Source organism: Halomonas sp. 25-S5 (assembly GCF_029889845.1).
Classification (GTDB): domain Bacteria; phylum Pseudomonadota; class Gammaproteobacteria; order Pseudomonadales; family Halomonadaceae; genus Halomonas.
In genome coordinates, this window is the sequence record NZ_JARANV010000003.1 from 142,447 (window position 1) to 161,552 (window position 19,106).

Sequence of the window (19,106 nt, forward strand, 5' to 3'; positions counted from 1 at the left end):
TCGGATGAGGGTTCCCCAGAGTGCCGCTGTCGTTCTGGCCCTTGAACCCAGTGGTTCAAGGTGGGTGGCCGCAGCCGAACCGTCAGGCTTTCCGACGCACGGACATGCACACGGGTCCGGCTAGCATTTGGCCCCCTGGGTACTGCGCATAGGCTCGAGGGACGATAACGACTGGCAAACACCCCAGGGAACACCGTCATCCTACCAGAGGCACGGGCGGGGCCAAAGGGATGATTGCGCCGTCTCAGCGCTCGGGCATGGCGTCCAGCGCCTTCTCGAGGCGGGCATTGAGCTCGTTGAGGCTCTGCTCGCCGGCCCGATGGTCATCCAGGGCCTCGAGCAGCTCATGGGCGATGTTGAGGGCCGCCATGATGGCGATCTTCTCGCGGTCGATCACTCGCCCCCGGGAGTGGATGCCCTGCATGGCGCGGTCGAGGTAGCGGGCAGCCCGCTCGAGCTTGTCCTGCTCCTCCGGCGGGCAGGCGATGGCATAGCTGCGCTCCAGGAGGGTGATCTCGGTGGTGGGCCGCTTGGGCTCGGTCATGGCAGGCTCCGGAAAGGGCCAGGGGAAGGGATCGCACACCGGGTGCGCGTCTTGGGGAGCCGATGCGTTAACATCGAGGCCACAGTTTGAATGCCAGTCACTATAAGAGAGCCGTTTGCGGGCGGTCAACGCGCCCGGCGGCCCCCACCAGCGGATCTTGCCATGTCACTGATCAACGAACGCCAGGACTTCTCGACCATTGCCGACACCTTCCTGCTCCACGGGAGCATGCAGTCGCCGGCCTTCCTCGACGGACGCCTCTGCGCCGAGCTTGCGCTGCATGACCTGACCCCCGAGGCCTGGCTGGAAGAGGTCTGCCTGAGCCTCGGGGTCGACCAGCCCCGCGACGAGCCCAGTGCCGAGCGGCTGCTGGGCTGGCGCCGCCAGACCCTCGAGGCCCTCTCCGCCGCCGAGCTCAACTTCGAGCCCCTGCTCCCGGACGAGCTCTTCTCCCTGGCCGAGCGCGCCCTGGGCCTGCAGGAGTGGACGCTGGGCTTCCTCGAGGTGGTGGCCGATGCCGGCGAGGCGCCGCGCGGAGCCTGGTCGCCGGCCCTGCGCGAGGCCCTGGAGGACCTCGAGGGCCTGACGGGCATCGAGACCGATATCGAGGACAGCCCGGAGAACGAGAACGACCTCTTCGCCCTCACCGAGCACGCGCGCATGGCCGCGATGTTGCTCTACACCGAGCAGCATCCCGGCAAGCCCCAGGTCGAGCAGGTCGACGCGCCCACCCACCACTGAGGCCGGCCACAGAACCCCACCCATCCAGGAGCCGTGATGCACCCCGAGATCCTGCCCCGCCCCGCCCCGATCACCCATGACGAGTACCGTGCCCGCCGCCGGGCGCTGATGGATCGGCTGCCCGCCGACAGCGCCGTGTTGCTGCCCGGTGCGGCGCTGGTCACCCGCTCGCGGGACAGCGAGTTCCCCTTCCGCCAGGACAGCGACTTCCACTACCTGACCGGGTTTCCCGAACCGGAGGCCCTGCTGCTGCTGCTGCCGGGCCGCGAGGCCGGCGAGAGCGTGCTGTTCTGCCAGGACCGCGACCCGACGCTGGAGGCCTGGACGGGCATCCGCCTGGGCGCCGAGGGCGCCGTGCGCGAACATGGCATCGACCAGGCCTTCGAGAATGCCGAGCGCGAGGCGCGGCTGGCCGAGCTGCTCGACGGGCGTCATGCCCTCTACCTGCCGCTGGGCGATGCCGAGGCCCTGGCGCTCGCCGAGGAGGTGCGCGGTGAGCTGGCCGGCCGCGCTCGCCGCGGGGCGGTGGCGCCCTCGGCCTTCGCCGACGTCAGCGAACGGATCCACGAGCAGCGCCTGTGCAAGAGCGAGGCGGAGCTGGCGCTGATGCGCCATGCCGGGGCGATCTCCGCCCGGGCCCATGTGCGGGCCATGCGCACCGCTCGCCCGGGACTCATGGAGCGACAGCTGCAGGCCGAGCTCGAGCACGAGTTCCGCTGGCAGGGCGGCAGCGGCCCGGCCTACGCCAGCATCGTCGGTGGCGGCCTCAATGCCTGTGTGCTGCACTACATCGAGAACCATGATCCCCTGGAGGATGGCGCGCTGGTGCTGATCGATGCCGGCGCCGAGTTCGACCTCTATGCCGGCGACATCACCCGAACTTTCCCGGTCAACGGCCGCTTCTCCGAGGCCCAGCGGGCCCTCTACGAGGTGGTGCTGGCCGCCCAGGAGCGCGCCGTCGCCGCGGTCTGCCCCGGCGTCACCTTGGCGACGATCCACGAGGGCGTGGTGCACGACCTCACCGCCGGTCTCATCGAGCTCGGGCTGCTGGAGGGCGACGTCGAGGCGCGCATCGACGATGGCAGCTACAAGCGCTTCTACCTGCACTCGACCTCCCACTGGCTGGGGCTCGACGTGCATGACGTGGGGGCCTACCGCCTCGAGGGCCAGCCCCGCACCCTGCGGCCCGGCATGGTGCTCACCGTGGAACCCGGCCTCTACGTGCCCGCCGCCGCCGACCTGCCGGTGGCCTTCCGTGGTATCGGCATCCGCATCGAGGATGACGTGGCGGTGACTCCCGACGGCCACGAGGTGCTGACCGCGGAGGTACCCAAGCGGGTGGCGGATATCGAAGCCCTGATGGACAGGAATTGACCAGCCGAGGAGCGCTCGGAAATGCCTTTATGTAATGTACGTTATGAAATAAAAGAGGGCGCACCATGAGAGCGACATCGCGGCCGCGGGTGGATATCGCCATCATCGGCGGCGGCCTGGTGGGCGCCAGCCTGGGCTGCGCCCTGGCCCCGCTGGTCGAGCGGGCGGGGCTCAGGGTGGCGGTGATCGAGGCGGCACCACTGCAGCCGCAGCGGGCCGAGCCCTGGCAGCCCAGCTTCGATGCCCGGGCCAGCGCCATCGCCGGTGGTTCCGCCCAGCACTTCGCGAGCCTGGGGGTCTGGGAGCACATGGCCGAGATGGCCGCTCCGATCCGCACCATCCATGTCAGCGAGCGGGGACGGTTTGGCGCGACGCGGCTGCGCGCCGCGGAGCTCGGCGTCGAGGCGCTGGGTCATGTGATCCCCAATGCCTGGATGGGGCGAGTGCTGCATGGACGGCTGAGCGAGTTGCCACTGGCCTGGCACTGTCCGGCCAGGGTCGAGGCGATCCACCCCGTTGCCGAGGGGCATCGGCTGCAGCTGTCGGATGGCAGCGAGCTGGAGGCCGGGCTGACGGTGCTGGCCGATGGCGGTCGCTCGGGGCTCAAGGAGCGGCTGGGAATCGAGAGCCGCGAGTGGCCCTACGACCAGCTGGCGCTGATCGCCAGCGTCGAGGTCAGCCGGCCCCACGGGGGCGTCGCCTACGAGCGCTTCACCTCGGCGGGGCCCATCGCCCTGCTGCCGCTCCGGGGCCAGGCCATGGAACTGGTGTGGACTCACGAGCGCGGCCAGGAAGGACGCCGCTTGGCCCTGTCCGACGGGGACTTCCTGGCCGAGCTGCAGCAGGCCTTCGGCGACCGGGCCGGGCACTTCCGGCGGGTGGGGCGCCGCCATGCCTACCCGCTGTCGCTGATCACCGCTCGCGAGACCGCTCGCCCGGGACTGGCGGTGCTGGGCAACGCCGCCCATGCCCTGCACCCGGTGGCCGGCCAGGGCTTCAACCTGGCGCTGCGCGGGGTCATGGATCTGGTGGCCGCCATCGAGGCCGGCAGCGAGCGGGGGGAGGCCGCGGGGAGTACGGTGGTCCTGCAGGACTTCGAGGCGCGTCGAGATGCTGACCGTGACAACGTCATCCGCTTCAGCGACGGCCTGATTCGCCTGTTCGGGCTCGACATGCCCCTGCTCTCCCATGCCCGCGGCGCCGGCCTGGTGGGGCTGAACCTGGTGGGACCGCTGCGTCGCGGACTGGCCCGCCGGGCCATGGGGCTGGAAAGATAGGAGCAGGAAAGATAGCGGCTGGAACGACAGGGAACGACAAGGGCCGGAACGATAGGAGCGCGAAGGTGGGGCATCGATACGCTGAACAGACAGCATGGCCATCGCGGCCATCACGAGGAGCAGACGCCATGAGCGCAGAACAGGGACGCGCGTCGGCGCCGTTCGAGGTGATCATCATTGGTGGTGGCATGGTGGGCATGGCCCTGGCCTGCCTGCTGGGCCGGGCCGGGCTGGAGGTAGCGTTGCTGGATGCCCGCGAGGCGCCGCTCGACCGCGAGGCCGTGGGCAAGGGGCCGCCCTCCATGCGGGTCAGTGCCCTGACCCCGGTATCCCAGCAGCTGCTGGCGGGGCTGGGCGCCTGGGCATGGATGGCCTCGCGCCGGGTGAGTCCCTATCGCTTCATGCAGGTCTGGGATGGCGAGGGCAGCGGCGCGGTGAACTTCTCAGCGGACCAGGCCGGGGTGCCAGTGCTGGGCCATATCGTCGAGAACGACGTTACCCTGGCGGCGCTGGAGGCGTGCCTGGCCGAGCTGCCGAGCGTCCAGGCGCGCTTCGGTGCCCAGGTGGCCGGGCTCGAGGCGGATGCCGACGGGCGGACGGTGCTGCTGGAGGATGGCCGCCGGCTGACGGCGCCCCTGGTAGTGGCCGCCGACGGGGCCCGGTCACCGCTGCGGGCGATGGCTGGCATCGGCGTCAGTTCCCGCGACACCGGCCAGGTGGCCGTGGTCACCACGGTGCGCACGCACCGCCCCCATGGCGGCGTGGCGCGCCAGGTCTTTCTCCCGACGGGACCGCTGGCCTTCCTGCCGCTGCATGTCGAGGGTGGCGACCGCCACTGCTCCATCGTCTGGTCCACCACCCCGCAGGAGGCCGAGCGATGGGTGGCCCTGCCCGGGGAGGCGCTGGGCGTGGCGCTGGCGGCGGCCATCGACCACCGGCTGGGCAAGGTGACGGTGACCGACCGGGCGCTGGCGGTACCGCTTACCCAGCGCCATGCCCAGCGCTACGTGCTGCCAGGCTTCGCCCTGGTGGGGGACGCGGCGCACAGCATCCATCCGCTGGCGGGCCAGGGGGTGAACCTGGGGCTGATGGATGCGGCGGTGCTCGCCGAGGAGCTGGTCACGGGCCGGCGACGGGGGCTGTCCCCGGGCGATGTTGCGCTGTTGGGCCGCTACGCCCGGCGGCGGCGCGGCGACAATGCCGCCATGCTGGCGCTGATGGACGGTTTCCGGTTGCTGTTCGGGGCGCGCCACCCGGCGCTCACTCTGGCGCGTAACCTGGGGCTCTCGGGCGTCGACCGGCTGGGGCCGCTCAAGCGCCTGCTGATGCAGCAGGCGACGGGACATCGCGGCCGCTTGCCTCGCGCCTGTCGCGCCCTCAGCCGCCGCGACGCTGGCTGAGCACATTGAGGGCCTTGAGCAGGTTGAGGGCCTCGCCGAGCTGGTAGTCCTCGCGTAGGCGCTCGCTCATCTCGCTGCGGGTGCGCTGCTCGTCCGGGGAGCGCAGGTGGCCCTCCAGGTCCGCCTCGCGCACGTTCAGGCCACTGCCCTCGGCCACCTCCAGGCGGCCGCGGATCACCTCCACGTCGGGCTCGATGCCTTGGGCCTGGATCGAGCGGCCGTCGGGAGTGAAGTAGAGCGCCGTGGTCAGCTTTAGCCCCTCGCCGTTGCCCAGCGGCATGATCTGCTGCACCGAGCCCTTGCCGAAGCTCTCGGTGCCCATCACCACGCCGCGCCGCTGGTCCTGCAGGGCGCCGGCGACGATCTCCGCCGCCGAGGCGCTGCCGCCGTTGATGAGTATCACCAGCGGCACCTCGGCCGCCGCCGTCTCGCGACCGGCCGAGAAGCGCATCGCGCTGTCCGGCAGGCGGCCCTCGGTATAGACGATCAGCCCCTCATCGAGGAAGGCGTCGGCCACGTCCACCGCGGCCTGCAGCACCCCGCCGGGGTTGTTGCGCAGGTCGAGCACCAGGCCCTTGAGCGGCCCGTCGCGCTCCAGGCGGCGGATGGCGCTGCCGACCTGTGCACCGGTGCGGGTCTGGAACTGGCTGACCCGCAGGTAGCCGTAGCTCGCCTCCAGCAGCTCGCTCTTGACGCTCTCGGTGCGGATGACCTCGCGGGTCAGGGTGACCTCCAGCGGGGCGCTCTCGCCCTGGCGCAGGATGGTCAGGCGGATCTCGGTACCCGGATCGCCGCGCATCAGGTTGACCGCCTCCTGCAGGGAGAGCCGGTCGGTGGGCGTGTCGTCGATGCGCAGGATCTTGTCGCGCGACTGCAGGCCGGCCCGGGAGGCCGGCGTGTCGTCGATGGGGGTGATCACCGTCAGCTGGCCATCCTCCATGCCCACCTCGATGCCCACGCCGCCGAACTCCCCCTGGGTGGACTCGCGCAGGCTCTCGAACTCCTCGCTGTCCAGGTAGGTGGAGTGGGGGTCGAGCTCGCTGAGCATGCCGCGCATGGCGTTGCGCAGCAGCTCGGCATCCTCGACCTCTTCCACGTAGCCCCGCTTGATGCGCTCGAACACCTCGGCGAAGGCCTGGATCTCGGCGACCGGCAGGTCATCCTCCGGGCTCTGGCCCTGGGCGGCGGCAGGCAGCGGGGCGAGCGCCAGCAGGGTGGCCGGCAGCAGGGCCGACACCAGGCGGCGCATCACGGTGGGCAGAGCGGCAGGACATAGGGACATGCAGATTCTCGCGGTTCCGGTGATGGCCGCCCAGCATAGCCCGTGGCCGGGCGTCTATGGAATAGCCGGCCTCACGGCTGGCGGGCGATCCAGCGCCGCGGGTCGATGGGGTCGCCGCTGCGGCGTACCTCGAAGTAGAGCCCCGGCCGCTGTTGACCGCCGCTGTTGCCCACCGCGCCCAGGGTGTCGCCGCGGGAGACGGCGGCGCCCACCCCGGCGCTGAAGCGCTGCAGATGGGCATGCAGGGTCATGACCCGATCGCCGTGGTCGACGATCAGCAGGTTGCCGAAGCCACGCATCCAGTCGGCGAACACCACCCGGCCGGCGTGCACGGCCTGGACCGGGGTGCCTGCGGCGGCCTGGATCAGCAGGCCGTTGCGATGCACGCCCGTCCCCTCGTGGAAGGTGGAGGCGATGCTGCCCTGCACCGGCCAGGGCAGCTCGCCGCGGGTCTGCTCGATGGCCGTGGAGGGCGGCGGTTGTTCCAGGCGAGCCAGCTGCTCCTGCACCTCGCGCAGGGTGCGTTCGGCATGGGCGCGATCCTGGGCGAGTGTGGCCAGGCGGGCCTGTTCGCTGGCGAAGCGCTCGTCCAGCCTGGCCACCAAGGCGGCCCGATCCGAGATCTGCTCGGCCAGGGTGGCGCTGCGCGCGGCAAGCTCCGTGGCCACGGCCTCGAGGCGTTGGCCGCGCTGCGCCAGCGCCCGGCGATTGTCGGCCAGCTCGGCATCGAGCCTCGCCAGCGCGTCGAGGCGCTTGTTGCGCGCCCGGGCCAGGCGGTTGAGATAGTGCTGCAGGCGGTCGAGCCGCGCCGGATCGTCCTGATTGAGCAGCAGCTTGAGCTGGGGGGTGCGGCCGAGGCGATAGAGGGCGTCGAGCTGGGCCGACAGGGCCTCGACCTGCTCGGCGCGCTCGGCGGCCAGCGGCTCGCGGCGCGCCTCGAGGCTGGCGATCTCGTCGCCGAGGGCGCGTCGCTCGGCCTGCAGGGCATCGAGACGGCGGTGGGTCTCGGCCAGCGCCGTTTCCACCTCGCGCAGGGCCTCACTGGCTTCGTCCCGGGCCTCCCGGGTGGTGGAGAGCCGCGCGGAGACTTCGCGGAGCTCCTCGCCAAGGGCATCGAGACGCGCCTGCGCCTCGCGCTCGGAGGGCTGGGCGGCCAGCGAGGGCGCCAGGCCCATCACCAGACACAGGCCCATTAACAGAGCTAGCCCGGGCCGCCATGCGCCGAGTGTCGCATCGCCTCTCGCCATGCCCTGGCCTCCCAACCGGCTCAGCCGCGCTCGATCAGCACCCGGCCGGTCATCTCCTCGGGGATCGGCTGGTCCATCATCGTCAGCAGGGTCGGGGCGATGTCGCACAGGCTGCCGTCGTCCGCGAGCCGCGCCGGGCGCTCGCCGACATAGATCAGCGGCACCTCGAAGGTGGTGTGGGCGGTCTGGGGCGCCCCGGTCTCGGGGTGGACCATCTGCTCGGCGTTGCCGTGGTCGGCGGTGACCAGGCAGGCGCCGCCGACGCGCTGGATCGCCTCCACCACCCGGCCGACGCAGGCATCCACGGCCTCGATGGCCTGGATGGCGGCCTCGAAGTCGCCGGTGTGGCCGACCATGTCGCCGTTGGCGTAGTTGCAGACGATCAGGTCGAAGCGTCCGGCATCGATCGCCTCCACCAGCCGGTCGGTGACTTCCGCGGCGCTCATCTCGGGCTTCTCGTCGTAGGTCTTGACCTCCTGAGGGGAGGGCACCAGCACGCGGGTCTCGCCTCGGTACTCGTCCTCGCGGCCGCCGGAGAAGAAGAAGGTGACGTGGGCATACTTCTCGGTCTCGGCGATGCGCAGCTGGGTGAGGCCGCGCTGTTCCATCACCTCGCCCAGGGTGTTGACGAGTTCCGCCGGCGGGAAGGCCGCCGGCGCCGGGATATCGGCGGCATACTGGGTCAGCATCACCAGGCCGTCGGCGGCGAGTCTGGGTCGCGCGCGGCGCTCGAAGCCGCCGAAGCCGTCCTCGACGAAGGCGCGGGTCAGCTCCCGGGCGCGGTCGGCACGGAAGTTCATGAAGATGGCGGCATCGCCGTCGGCCATGGCCACCGGCGCGCCGCTCGGGCGGATGCTGGTGGCGGTGACGAACTCGTCGGTCTCGCCGCGTTCGTAGGCCTGGCGCAGCCCCTCCTCGGCACCGATCGCCTCGAACTCGCCCTCGCCCTCGGTGATCAGGCGATAGGCCTTCTCGACGCGATTCCAGCGGTTGTCGCGGTCCATGGCGTAGTAGCGGCCGATGATCGAGGCCACGAAGCCGTTCTCGGGGCCCACCAGCTCGGCGAGGCGCGCATTAGTACGCTCCAGCGATGCCATGGCGCTCTTGGGCGGCATGTCGCGGCCGTCGAGGAAGGCGTGGACGACGATCCGCCGCGCCCCGCGGCGGGCGGCCAGCTCGGCCATCGCCAGGAAGTGCTCCTCGTGGCTGTGCACGCCACCCGGCGAGAGCAGGCCCAGCAGGTGCACCGCCTTGCCGTCTGCCACGGCGGCATCGATCGGCGCGGTCAGGGCCGCGATGGCGTCCAGGTCGCCGTCCTCGACGGCCTTGGTGATGCGCGTGAAGTCCTGGTAGACGATGCGTCCGGCCCCCAGGTTCATGTGGCCGACCTCGGAATTGCCCATCTGGCCATCCGGCAGGCCCACGTGGCGACCGTCGGTATGGATCAGGGTGTGCGGCTGCTCCTGCCACAGGCGATCCATCACCGGGGTACGGGCGGCGAGCACGGCGTTGTCCCTGGCGTCCTCGTTGTAGCCATAGCCGTCGAGGATGATCAGTGCCACCGGACGCGGGGTAGGGGTGCGAGTATCGGTCATGGGGGAGGGCCTCTATTGTCGTTGTCAGCCCCGGCAGGCACGCGGGTGGTCACCGGGGTCGCGACTTGCATCTGCTTGCGGCATCATATCGCACGGCACCGCCGGACGTCATTTGACTGGCCCGCGGGCCGCGGCCTGCCGTGGCTTCGTGTATACTGGGTGCCGCCGCGATTGGCCGGCCCCGTTCACCGTGCACCCGAGAAAAGAGTTAGCCGAACCCATGATCGATCAGCTGTTCGAATTCGTGCAGAATCACCCGCTGCTGGTGGGGGCCTTCCTGCTGGTGTTGACCGCCTGGCTCGCCTACGAGGTCCGCAACAGCAGCAGCGGAGGCGTGACCTCCGGCGAGGCGACCCAGCTGATCAATCGAGAGGACGCCGTGGTGCTGGACCTCCGCGAGACCGGCGAGTTCAAGGCGGGTCATATCGCCGGCGCGCGCAACATCCCCCAGAGCAAGCTCGACGAGCGCATACGCGAACTCGAGAAGGTCAAGAGCAAGCCGATCATCGTGGCCTGTAAGCAAGGCCAGAGCGCCGGCGTCGCCCAGGCCAAGCTGACCAAGGCCGGCTTCGAGCGGGTGCTCAAGCTCAAGGGCGGCATGGCCCAGTGGCAGGCGGATGGCCTGCCGGTCGTCAAGAAGTAAATTTCGTTCATCGAATCAAAGGACCTTTCCCATGGCGGAAGACAACAACCAGAACGCCGGCGCCAACGGCCAGGCGGCCGGCGAGCAGGACAAGCCCCAGCTGCAGTTCGCCCTGCAGCGCATCTACGTCAAGGACCTCTCCTTCGAGGCACCCAACTCGCCGACGGTCTTCCAGCAGCCGTTCAAGCCCAAGGTCGGCCTGGACCTGAACACCACCACCCGCCAGGTCGGGGAAGGCCAGTACGAGGTGGTCATCAAGGTTACCGCCCAGGTCACCCACAGCGAGGAGGGCACCACCTCCTTCCTGGCCGAGGTCGAGCAGGCCGGCCTGTTCCGCATCAGCGGCATCGAGGGGCAGCAGCTCGAGCACACCCTGGGCGCCTTCTGCCCCAACATGCTCTTCCCCTATGCCCGCGAGTGCATCGACAATCTGGTCAATCGGGGCGGCTTCCCGCCGCTGATGCTGGCACCGGTCAACTTCGAGGCGATCTACGCCCAGAAGAAGAAGCGCGAGGCCGAACAGGCCCAGCAGCCGGGCGAGCAGGCGACTCAGTAAGCGTGAGCGGCCCGTGTCAGTGTACGCCCTGCGCGTGAAGGCCCCGCGCATCCACGTCGCCGCCGACTTTATCGTCGGCGGCGACGTCGTTCTGCCCGAGGGGCCGGCCCGCCACGTGGCCCGAGTGCTGCGCCTGGCCGAAGGGGCGCCGCTGCGGCTCTTCGACGGCGCCGGCCGGGAGGCCCGGGCGGTGATCGCCGAGGCCTCCCGCAAGCGGGTGGTGGCGCGCATCGAGGCCGTGGCCCCGGGCACCGGCGAATCGCCGCTCGCGGTGCATCTGGGGCAGGCGATCTCCAAGGGCGACCGCATGGACTACGCCATCCAGAAGGCGGTCGAGCTCGGCGTGGCGGCGATCACCCCGCTCTACACCGAGCACGGCGACGTGCGCCTCAGGGGCGAGCGCGAGGCCAAGAAGCTCGCTCACTGGCAGGCCGTGGCGGCCAGCGCCTGCGAGCAGTGCGGTCGCGCGACCCTGCCGCCCGTGCATCCCCCGGCCGGCCTGGTCGACTGGCTGGCGGGCCGCGACGAGGCGCTGCGTCTGGTGCTGCATCCCGGCACCGCCGGGGCCCTGGCGCAAGAAGAGGCGCCGGCCACCGCCGCCTTGCTGATCGGCCCCGAGGGCGGGCTTTCCGAGGCCGAGGTCGAGGCGGCCCTGGCCGGCGGCTTCGCCCCCCTGTCCCTCGGTCCGCGCATCCTGCGCACCGAGACCGCGCCGGTGGTGGCGCTATCGCTGCTGCAATCCCGCTTCGGGGATCTGTGAGCGCTGACGCATCCCCGACGCCTCGCGCCTGTTTCCTTACCGGAGGTCATCCATGCCCGATTCCCGAGACCGTCGCCCACCGCCGTCCCCCGCGTCTCGCCCTGCCGGCGCGCGGAGCACCCGAGCGCCCCGGGCATCAATCGGAGACGTGGCCTACCTCGAGGTGGTGACCGTCAACGACACCGGTGCCTTCCTCGACTGGGGCCACCCCCGCGACCTGCTGCTGCCCTACGGCGAGCAGCGTTTCCGTCCCAGCGTGGGCCGGCGGGTGCTGGTGATCATCTACGAAGACCAGCAGGGCCGGCCGGTCGCCTCCCAGCGCCTCGACCGCATCCTGGCCGACGAGGCCGAGGGCCTGGCGGCGGGCGACGAGGTGGCGCTGGTGATCGCCGAGGCGACCGACCTGGGCTACAAGGTGGTGGTCGATCAGCGCTTCTGGGGACTGCTCTACCGCGACGACGTGAACCGGCCGCTACGCCGCGGCCAGCGGCTCACCGGCTACGTGAAGCGCCTGCGTGACGACCGCCGCCTGGACCTCTCGCTGCTGCCGCCGGGGCCGGCGCGCCTCGACGTGGTCGGCGAGCAGGTGCTCAAGGCGCTGCGCGAGAGCGGCGGCTACCTGCCGTTGGGCGACAAGAGCGACGCGGGGGAGATCAAGGCGCGCCTGGGGGTGAGCAAGAACGCCTTCAAGCAGGCCATCGGGCGACTCTACAAGCACCAGCGGATCCTCCTGGAGCCGGGCGGCATCCGGCTTGCGCCGAGCACGGAGTAGGCCGTTGGGGCAGCGCGGATAGCGAGAGGCGCCGGGGACAGGCTGAAGGGGAGGTCCGAGGACCAAGGAGGGCCGAGGTAGCGTCCAGGGAGGGATTCATAGCGCCTCCCCGCAAGCCGTCGCCGGGTTAGCCTCGAGCTGCACCGCACACACCGCACCGCATCGCCAGCTTGGTGCGCCGCTGGCCGCTGCGGCATACTGACCGCACTCACTCCCCGACCGGAAACACGACGCCATGAGCGAACGCGCGCTGAAGATCGGCGTGGTGATGGATCCCATCGCCGATCTCACCTACAAGAAGGACACCAGCCTGGCCATGCTGTGGGCCGCCCGGGACCGTGGCGCCTCGCTGCACTACCTGGAGCAGGAGGATCTCTTCCTGCGCGAGGGGCGCGCCTTCGGCCGGATGCGCGCGCTCGAGGTGCATCGCGACCCCGGCCACTGGTATGACCTGGGCGAGCCCGAGGTGGCGCTCCTGGCCGAACTCGACGTGATCCTGATGCGCAAGGACCCGCCGGTCGACGGCTACTACCTCAACGCCGTCTACCTGCTGGGCTTCGCCGAGCGCGAGGGCGTGCTGGTGGTCAACCCCACCCAGGCGCTGCTGGAGTGCAACGAGAAGCTCTTCGCCCAGCAGTTCCCCCAGTGCTGCACCCCGACCCTGGTCTCCTGCAACGAGGCCGTGCTGCGCGCCTTCCACGCCGAGCACGGCGACGTGATCTTCAAGCCGCTGGACGGCATGGGCGGCACCGGGATCTTCCATGTGCGCCCCGACGGCCGCAACCTGGGCGCCATCATCGAAATGCTGAGCGAGCGCGGCAGGCGCCAGATCATGGCCCAGCGCTACATCCCCGAGATCAGCGAGGGCGATACCCGCATCCTGCTGGTGGACGGCGAGCCGGTTCCCTTCGGCCTGGCCCGCGTGCCCATGGCCGGCGAGACCCGCGGCAACCTGGCCGCCGGTGGCACCGGGATCAGTCGCGAGCTCACCGCCCGCGACCACTGGCTGATCGAGCAGGTCCAGCCGATGATCCGCGAGAAGGGACTGATGTTCGTCGGCCTCGACGTGATCGGCGACTACATCACCGAGATCAACGTCACGAGCCCCACCTGTGTGCGCGAGATCGACGACCAGCGCGGCACCGATATCGCCGGCCAGCTGATGGACGCCATCCAGCGCCGTCTCGGCGATCAGCGCTGATCCGGGAGGCCTGTGGCCCATGACGAGCAGCCCCGTCAGCGACCCCATCCAGTATGCCCCGGTCACCCGGCCGTATCGGCACTGGCTGGCCTGGTCGCTGGCGCTGCTGCTCCACCTGGTGGTCATCGGGGTGGTGGCGAGCCGCCAGTTCGCGCCGGCACCCGTCGAGCGCTCCAGCATCGACGTGGTGCTGGTGAGCCGGCCGTCGCCGCAGGCCGTGGAGGCCGCGGCCATCGCCGAGGCCGACCAGCGCGCCGCCGGCACGCCCCAGGACCAGGCGCCGGCGGAGGCCCGGGCCGCACCCATGGATGAGCTGCCCGAGCGGCAGGCGGCCGAACCCGAGGTGGACCCGGCCACTCCGGCCGAACCGGAGCGTACCGCCCGCCCCGATCCCGACCGTCCCAGCGAGGCACCCGAGCCCCCGGCGGCCGAGCGCCCCCGCGAGGCCCAGGCGACCCCCGAGCCCCGCGACAGTGCCCCCCAGTCGGCCGAGACCTCGGCGCCGCCCACCGCTTCGGCCCCCTCCGCCTCGGGACGCGACCTGCTCGCCCAGGCCACCTCCAGCATCCGCGAGCAGGGCCTCTCGTCGGAGTTCGCCGGCGAGCAGCCGGGCGAGGGGCGCCAGGCCGCCCAGCAGGCCGCCGAGGCGCGCTACATCGATGACTGGACCCGCCGGGTCGAGGATTACGGCAACCGGGTGCACCCAGCGCCGCGTCACCTCGAGGGACAGCTGCGCATCCGGGTGGTGATCGGCCGTGACGGTCAGGTTCGCCGGGCAGAGGTGATACAATCCTCGGGACATGCCGAACTCGACCAGGCGGCCCTGGACACGGTGCACGGTGCCGCGCCCTATCGGCCCTTCGACCGGGGCATGGGCAACCTCGACAGCCTGTCCATCACCCGAGTCTGGCGGTTCGGCCAAGGCAATCATTACGGCGTGCAATAGGTCCGCCGGGGAGTCTCATGCAATCCGTGCAACACTTCGGCTTGAAAAACCACTTCCTGCTGGCGATGCCGCACCTGGAAGACCCCAATTTCGCCGGCAGCCTCAGCTACCTCTGTGACCATGACGAGAACGGCACCATGGGCGTGATCATCAACCGGCCCCTGGAGCTGACCCTGGACGCCCTGTTCGAGCAGCTCGAGCTGGGCGGCGACGAGAGCCCCCATCGCGATGCGCTGGTCTACTATGGCGGCCCGACCCACAAGGATCGCGGCTTCATCCTGCATCGCGGGTCCAGCGATGCCTGGGATTCCAGCATCCAGGTCGCCGATGACATCGCCCTGACCACCTCCATGGATATCCTCCAGGCGCTGGCGGACGGCAAGGGGCCCGAGCAGTTCCTGATCTGCCTGGGCTGTGCCGGCTGGGAGTCGGGGCAGTTGGAGGCCGAACTCAAGGAGAATGCCTGGCTCACGGTGGAGGGTCGCGCCGACATCCTCTTCACGGTGCCGCCCGAGCAGCGCCTGGGCGCCGCCGCGGGCATCCTGGGCATCGACCTGAATCTGATGACCCGCGAGGCGGGCCACTCCTGATGAGGGGCCTGCACGCGATGACGGAGCCGGCCTGATGGCCGATGCCGGCTCGCGACTGATCCTGGCCTTCGACTTCGGCACACGACGCATCGGCGTGGCGGTGGGCAACGAGCTGCTCGCCAGTGCCCGGGAGCTCGCGCCCTTGCCGGCCCGGGACGGCATCCCCGACTGGGCGCAGGTGGCGCGGCGGGTGGACGAGTGGCGCCCGGACCTCTTCGTGGTGGGGCTGCCGCTCAACATGGACGGCAGCGAGTCGGTCATGAGCACCCGCGCGCGCAAGTTCGGCAAGCGCCTCTATGGCCGCTATGGCATTCCCTGCGAGATGGTCGACGAGCGCGGCTCCACTCGCGAGGCCAAGTCCATCGCCCGGGAGGCCGGCCACCGCGGCAACTACCGTGAACAAAGCGTCGACGGCATCGCCGCGGTACTGATCCTGGAGGGCTGGTTCGCCCGGCGCGAGGGGCTGCCGCCGCGCTGACGCCGGTCGATCAGGCCGGGCGGGTGCCGCCGTTGCGGTACTTCCTGGCGACGTCGCCCACCGAGATGCAGGTGAACTTCTCGATGAAGAACGCCAGGGTCGCCGGGCAGCGGAAGCGCTCCTCGAAGGCCTCCACCTGCCCTTCCCGCTCTCGCTCGACACTGGCCAGGTAGGCGTCGCCGGCCCTGCGGACCCTGACGGTCGCCTGGCTGTCCTGGTCCTGTTTCTCGACCATCAGCTCGCGCTGCCCCTCGAGCAACTCCCCCAGCACCTTGCCCCCCTCGAGCTCCTCGGGCGAGGCCCAGAGGGGCTGGTCACGGTCGCCGTAGCGATACAGGAAGATCATCGGCAGCACCGAGAAGATGGCCGTCGTCAGCGTCCAGGTCATCGCCGTGCCGGAGAGTTCCGCCGTGAACACCGCGACCAGCTGCACGACGATGGCGACGGCCAGCAGCCCCGCCAGGGGGCGCCACATCCGCGGGTTCATGAATCCCCTGTCCAGGAAATAGCCCCACAGCCCGATCACGACCACCGCCCCCACGCCCAGCTGGATCATGGCGAGCAGCGATCCTCCGCCCATCAGCAGGGCGATGATGCCGATCAGGATCAGCACGGTGTAGAAGCCACACAGCAACAGATACGCACGCTTCAGGTTCATCGGTGTTGCGCCTCCAGGCCTGGTCGCCATGCGGCGACGCGGGTTGTCGTTCCCCACCAGCATAGGCGATCGGTCGTCACTTGTAGGCCGCTTAGAAGGCGGCGTCGTCAACGCCCAGGCGCTCGGGGACGAACCAGGGCACGTCGCGCAGCTCCTTGTCGATGCGCTCCTCGACCCCGAGCAGGGTGGCGAAGATCGCCATGCGCACCGGGATGCCGTTGTCGGTCTGGCGGAAGATCGCCAGGCGCGAGTCGCCGTTGAGGTCCACGTCCAGGTCGTTGGCCTCGGGGCGGCTGTCGCGGGGCAGCGGGTGCATGACGATGGTGGCGGGGCTGCAGCGGCTGTCCAGGAAGGCGCGATCCACGGTGAAGTCCCGGGAGAGGTTGAAGCCCTCGCTCATCTCGGCGGTGAAGCGCTCCTTCTGGATGCGGGTGGTGTAGACCACGTCCACGTCGGAGAAGTCGCCGGCCAGGCTCTCGCGGACCTCCACGCTGAGCCCCTGGCGGCTGACCCGCTCGATCAGGTGGCTCGGCATCTCGAGGCCGGGCGGCGCCACCAGGGTGACGCGCATCGGGGCGTAGCGTGACAGAAGCTTGATCAACGAGTGCACGGTGCGGCCGTACTTCAGGTCGCCGGTCATCAGCACGTGGGCGTCCCTGAGCGTCTTGCCCTGCAGGGCGAACTCCTTGTCGATGGTGTAGAAGTCCAGCAGCGCCTGGCTGGGATGCTCGCCGGGGCCGTCACCGGCGTTGATCACCGGCACATTCGTCGCGGCGGCGAACTCCGCCACCGAGCCCTGGTCCGGATGGCGCATGACGATGGCATCGCAGTAGCCGCTCATCACCCGGCTGGTGTCGTAGAGCGACTCGCCCTTGGCCATGGACGAGAAAGTGAAGCCGGTGGTGTCGCAGACGCTGCCGCCGAGCCGGCAGAAGGCGGCATGGAAGCTGACCCGGGTGCGGGTGCTGGCCTCGAAGAAGAGGTTGCCGAGCACGGCTCCTTCCAGCACCCGGGTGATCTTGCGGCGCTGGGCGATGGGCTCCATCCGCGCGGCGACGCGCATCAGGTGGTCGATGTCGTCGCGGGACAGGGAGTCGATGGAGAGCAGGTGGGAACGCATCACAGGCCTCGGCGGGTGGCTGGGGGACGGGCGCTAGTGTAACCCTCCGGGGGGATGGCTTCACGGGCATACCGGTATGCCGTCTCACTTGGAGCCATCGCGGGCCGGCAGTGCCGCCGGGGGCGACGGTCAGGCCGCCGGGACCTTGCCGCCCAGCCGCGCGGTGATCTCGGCGGCGGTGTCGCGTACCAGTGCGCCCAGCTCGGCCAGTCGCTCCTCGGGGATGCGCGCCTTGGGCCCGGAAACCGAGATGGCGGCCAGCGGAATGCCGTGTTCGTCGTGGATGCAGGCGGCCACGCAGTGCAGGCCGATGGCGTGCTCCTCCCGGTCGCAGGCGAAGCCCTGTCGGCGGATCTCGGCCAGCCCCTCACGCAGCGCTATGGGACTGTGCAGCGTGTTCTCGGTGACGCGCGCCAGGCCCCGGGCGTCGAGGATGCGCTCGAACTCGTCGTCTGGCAGCCAGGCCATCAGCGCCTTGCCGACGCCCGAGGCGTGCAGCGGCGCCCGGGAGCCGAGCCGTGTGATCATGCGCATCATCTGCGGCGACTCGCTCTGGGCCAGGAAGACCGCCGTGCCGTCGTCGCGCACGCCGAGGTTGGCCGTCTCGCCGGTCTGGGCGGTGAGGCGGCGCAGGAAGGGGCGGGTGGTGCCGACGAAGTCGCGGGCCTCGAGGAAGCTGTTGCCGATGCGGAAGGTCTTGACGTCAATCTTCCACCCCCCGAGCTCGCTGTCCTGGGTGACGAATCCCTGGCTCTGCAGGGCCTGCAGCAGCCGGTGGGTGGTGGAGGGGGCGAGCTCCGCCTGCTCGGCCACCTCGGAGAGGGCCAGACCGCCGGGGTTGGCCGCCAGGCGCTCGAGCAGGTTGAGCCCGCGCACCAGCGATTGGCTGTGGCCGCTGGTGCTCTTGCCCGACCCGGCGGGCCGTCCCGCTGTCCTGCGCTTGCCTTCGCTCACCCCGATTGTCCTCCTGCGGCATTCTCTCGAGGCCACAGGATACCGTGTCGGCCGGGCGCTGTCGCGGTTGCGGAAATGGCTTCCACCCAGCGCTGACGCCGCGAGCTCAGCGGTTTCGCCGCGGTTTCAGCGATGTCGCCACTGGGGCGGGCGCTTCTCGATGAAGGCGTCGATCCCCTCGCCTGCATCCTCGGCCATCATGTTCCGTGCCATCGCCTCGCCGGCATAGGCGTACGCCTCGTCCAGCGGCATGGCGAGCTGGCGGTGGAACATCGCCTTGCCGGTGCGCACCGCGACGGCGCTCTTGGTGCAGATGCTGGCGGTGAGTGAACCCAGTGCCTCGTCGAGGGCCTCGTCGTCGGCAACTCGATTGACCAGCCCCCAGTCGTGGGCCTGGTCGGCGTCGATGAACTCGCCGGTGAAGAGCATCTCCATGGCCCGCTTGCACCCGACATTGCGCGACAGCGCCACTGCCGGCGTGGAGCAGAACAGCCCGGCATTGATGCCCGAGACGGCGAAGCGCGCTGAGCGGGCGGCCACGGCCAGGTCGCAGCTGGCCACCAGCTGGCAGCCCGCCGCCGTGGCGATGCCCTGGACTCGGGCGATCACCGGCACTGGCAGGGCGACGATGGCCTGCATCACCGCTCCGCAGCGCGCGAAGAGCCGCTGGTAGTAGGCCTCGTCGGGGTTGGCACGCATCTGCTTGAGGTCGTGGCCGGCACAGAAGGCGCGGCCCTCGGCGGCGATCACCACGCAGCGCACGTCCTCGTCGGCGACCACGCGGTCGAGTTCGCCGCCGAGGGCCGCGAGCATTGCCTCGGAGAGCGCATTGAAGTGCTTCGGCCGGTTCAGCGTCAGGGTGGTCACACCATCGAGATCATGGCGCCGGACCAGGGGGCTGTCATCCTGCATGCTGGGGTCTCCGATGAAAGGGAACAGCCCCCAGGCTAGCACCTCGGAGGCCTTCT

At 70.4% G+C, this 19,106-nt stretch carries 20 protein-coding genes and 1 other RNA gene; 12 read left to right on the forward strand and 9 right to left on the reverse strand.

The features are described from left to right. Positions 1-8: 8 nt before the first annotated feature. Positions 9-193, reverse strand: a non-coding RNA gene (gene ssrS / locus OP498_RS03885) — 6S RNA. 51 nt (positions 194-244) lie between these two features. Continuing rightward, entirely contained in the window at positions 245-544 is a 300-nt protein-coding gene (locus OP498_RS03890; RefSeq protein ID WP_280547178.1) for a cell division protein ZapA, read from the reverse strand. Between the two features lie 162 nt (positions 545-706). Here OP498_RS03890 and OP498_RS03895 point away from each other — a divergent pair, with 162 nt between their 5' ends. From OP498_RS03895 to OP498_RS03910, 4 genes are all read left to right on the forward strand, one after another. After that, the gene (locus OP498_RS03895; RefSeq protein WP_280547177.1) at positions 707-1,285 is read left to right on the forward strand and encodes a YecA family protein; all 579 of its coding nucleotides are present in this window, start codon (positions 707-709) and stop codon (positions 1,283-1,285) included. A 36-nt stretch (positions 1,286-1,321) separates the two neighbouring features. Continuing rightward, positions 1,322-2,659 carry a Xaa-Pro aminopeptidase gene (pepP, locus tag OP498_RS03900; RefSeq protein WP_280552623.1) on the forward strand — a complete coding sequence of 446 codons (1,338 nt, stop codon included), beginning with the start codon at positions 1,322-1,324 and terminating at the stop codon, positions 2,657-2,659. A 65-nt stretch (positions 2,660-2,724) separates the two neighbouring features. Beyond that, the gene (ubiH, locus tag OP498_RS03905; protein ID WP_280552625.1) at positions 2,725-3,936 is read left to right on the forward strand and encodes a 2-octaprenyl-6-methoxyphenyl hydroxylase; all 1,212 of its coding nucleotides are present in this window, start codon (positions 2,725-2,727) and stop codon (positions 3,934-3,936) included. A 128-nt stretch (positions 3,937-4,064) separates the two neighbouring features. Next, complete coding sequence (locus OP498_RS03910) at positions 4,065-5,336, forward strand: UbiH/UbiF/VisC/COQ6 family ubiquinone biosynthesis hydroxylase (protein WP_280552627.1); 1,272 nt, start codon at positions 4,065-4,067, stop codon at positions 5,334-5,336. Here OP498_RS03910 and OP498_RS03915 read toward each other — a convergent pair. The 3 genes from OP498_RS03915 to gpmI all read right to left on the reverse strand — a co-directional run bounded on the left by OP498_RS03915 (position 5,314) and on the right by gpmI (position 9,460). Further along, entirely contained in the window at positions 5,314-6,618 is a 1,305-nt protein-coding gene (locus OP498_RS03915) for a S41 family peptidase (protein ID WP_280547172.1), read from the reverse strand. The two genes, OP498_RS03910 and OP498_RS03915, sit on opposite strands and share 23 nt — an antisense overlap. 71 nt (positions 6,619-6,689) lie before the next feature. Continuing rightward, positions 6,690-7,865 carry a peptidoglycan DD-metalloendopeptidase family protein gene (locus OP498_RS03920; protein ID WP_280552629.1) on the reverse strand — a complete coding sequence of 392 codons (1,176 nt, stop codon included), beginning with the start codon at positions 7,863-7,865 and terminating at the stop codon, positions 6,690-6,692. Between the two features lie 20 nt (positions 7,866-7,885). Continuing rightward, positions 7,886-9,460, reverse strand: coding sequence for a 2,3-bisphosphoglycerate-independent phosphoglycerate mutase (gene gpmI, locus OP498_RS03925; RefSeq protein ID WP_280552631.1), 1,575 nt, complete (start codon positions 9,458-9,460; stop codon positions 7,886-7,888). Between the two features lie 220 nt (positions 9,461-9,680). Here gpmI and OP498_RS03930 point away from each other — a divergent pair, with 220 nt between their 5' ends. The 8 genes from OP498_RS03930 (at position 9,681) to ruvX (ending at position 15,406) form a co-directional block, all read left to right on the forward strand. Then, entirely contained in the window at positions 9,681-10,103 is a 423-nt protein-coding gene (locus tag OP498_RS03930; RefSeq protein ID WP_280547169.1) for a rhodanese-like domain-containing protein, read from the forward strand. A gap of 31 nt (positions 10,104-10,134) precedes the next feature. After that, positions 10,135-10,659, forward strand: coding sequence for a protein-export chaperone SecB (gene secB, locus OP498_RS03935; protein WP_280547168.1), 525 nt, complete (start codon positions 10,135-10,137; stop codon positions 10,657-10,659). A gap of 13 nt (positions 10,660-10,672) precedes the next feature. Continuing rightward, a complete protein-coding gene (locus OP498_RS03940) occupies positions 10,673-11,419 on the forward strand; it encodes a 16S rRNA (uracil(1498)-N(3))-methyltransferase (protein ID WP_280547167.1) in 747 nt (248 codons plus the stop codon). A gap of 52 nt (positions 11,420-11,471) precedes the next feature. Continuing rightward, positions 11,472-12,191, forward strand: a complete 720-nt coding sequence (locus OP498_RS03945) for a S1-like domain-containing RNA-binding protein (RefSeq protein WP_280552633.1) — start codon at positions 11,472-11,474, stop codon at positions 12,189-12,191. A gap of 235 nt (positions 12,192-12,426) precedes the next feature. Further along, positions 12,427-13,392: a glutathione synthase gene (gshB, locus tag OP498_RS03950; RefSeq protein WP_280552635.1), complete on the forward strand. Its 966-nt coding sequence runs from the start codon at positions 12,427-12,429 to the stop codon at positions 13,390-13,392. A 19-nt stretch (positions 13,393-13,411) separates the two neighbouring features. Then, positions 13,412-14,338, forward strand: a complete 927-nt coding sequence (locus tag OP498_RS03955; RefSeq protein WP_280547163.1) for a TonB family protein — start codon at positions 13,412-13,414, stop codon at positions 14,336-14,338. Positions 14,339-14,355: 17 nt separating this feature from the next. Then, the gene (locus OP498_RS03960; protein ID WP_280552637.1) at positions 14,356-14,928 is read left to right on the forward strand and encodes a YqgE/AlgH family protein; all 573 of its coding nucleotides are present in this window, start codon (positions 14,356-14,358) and stop codon (positions 14,926-14,928) included. A gap of 34 nt (positions 14,929-14,962) precedes the next feature. Next, the gene (gene ruvX / locus OP498_RS03965; protein WP_280552640.1) at positions 14,963-15,406 is read left to right on the forward strand and encodes a Holliday junction resolvase RuvX; all 444 of its coding nucleotides are present in this window, start codon (positions 14,963-14,965) and stop codon (positions 15,404-15,406) included. A 10-nt stretch (positions 15,407-15,416) separates the two neighbouring features. Here ruvX and OP498_RS03970 read toward each other — a convergent pair whose 3' ends face one another. From OP498_RS03970 to OP498_RS03985, 4 genes are all read right to left on the reverse strand, one after another. Then, positions 15,417-16,064, reverse strand: coding sequence for a hypothetical protein (locus OP498_RS03970; protein ID WP_280552642.1), 648 nt, complete (start codon positions 16,062-16,064; stop codon positions 15,417-15,419). A gap of 91 nt (positions 16,065-16,155) precedes the next feature. Continuing rightward, positions 16,156-17,184, reverse strand: a complete 1,029-nt coding sequence (pyrB, locus tag OP498_RS03975) for an aspartate carbamoyltransferase (RefSeq protein ID WP_280552644.1) — start codon at positions 17,182-17,184, stop codon at positions 16,156-16,158. A gap of 129 nt (positions 17,185-17,313) precedes the next feature. Then, positions 17,314-18,138: an IclR family transcriptional regulator C-terminal domain-containing protein gene (locus OP498_RS03980; protein WP_280547158.1), complete on the reverse strand. Its 825-nt coding sequence runs from the start codon at positions 18,136-18,138 to the stop codon at positions 17,314-17,316. Between the two features lie 126 nt (positions 18,139-18,264). Beyond that, positions 18,265-19,050 (reverse strand): enoyl-CoA hydratase, encoded by a 786-nt coding sequence (locus tag OP498_RS03985; RefSeq protein WP_280552647.1) that lies wholly within the window; start codon positions 19,048-19,050, stop codon positions 18,265-18,267. Positions 19,051-19,106 lie beyond the last annotated feature (56 nt).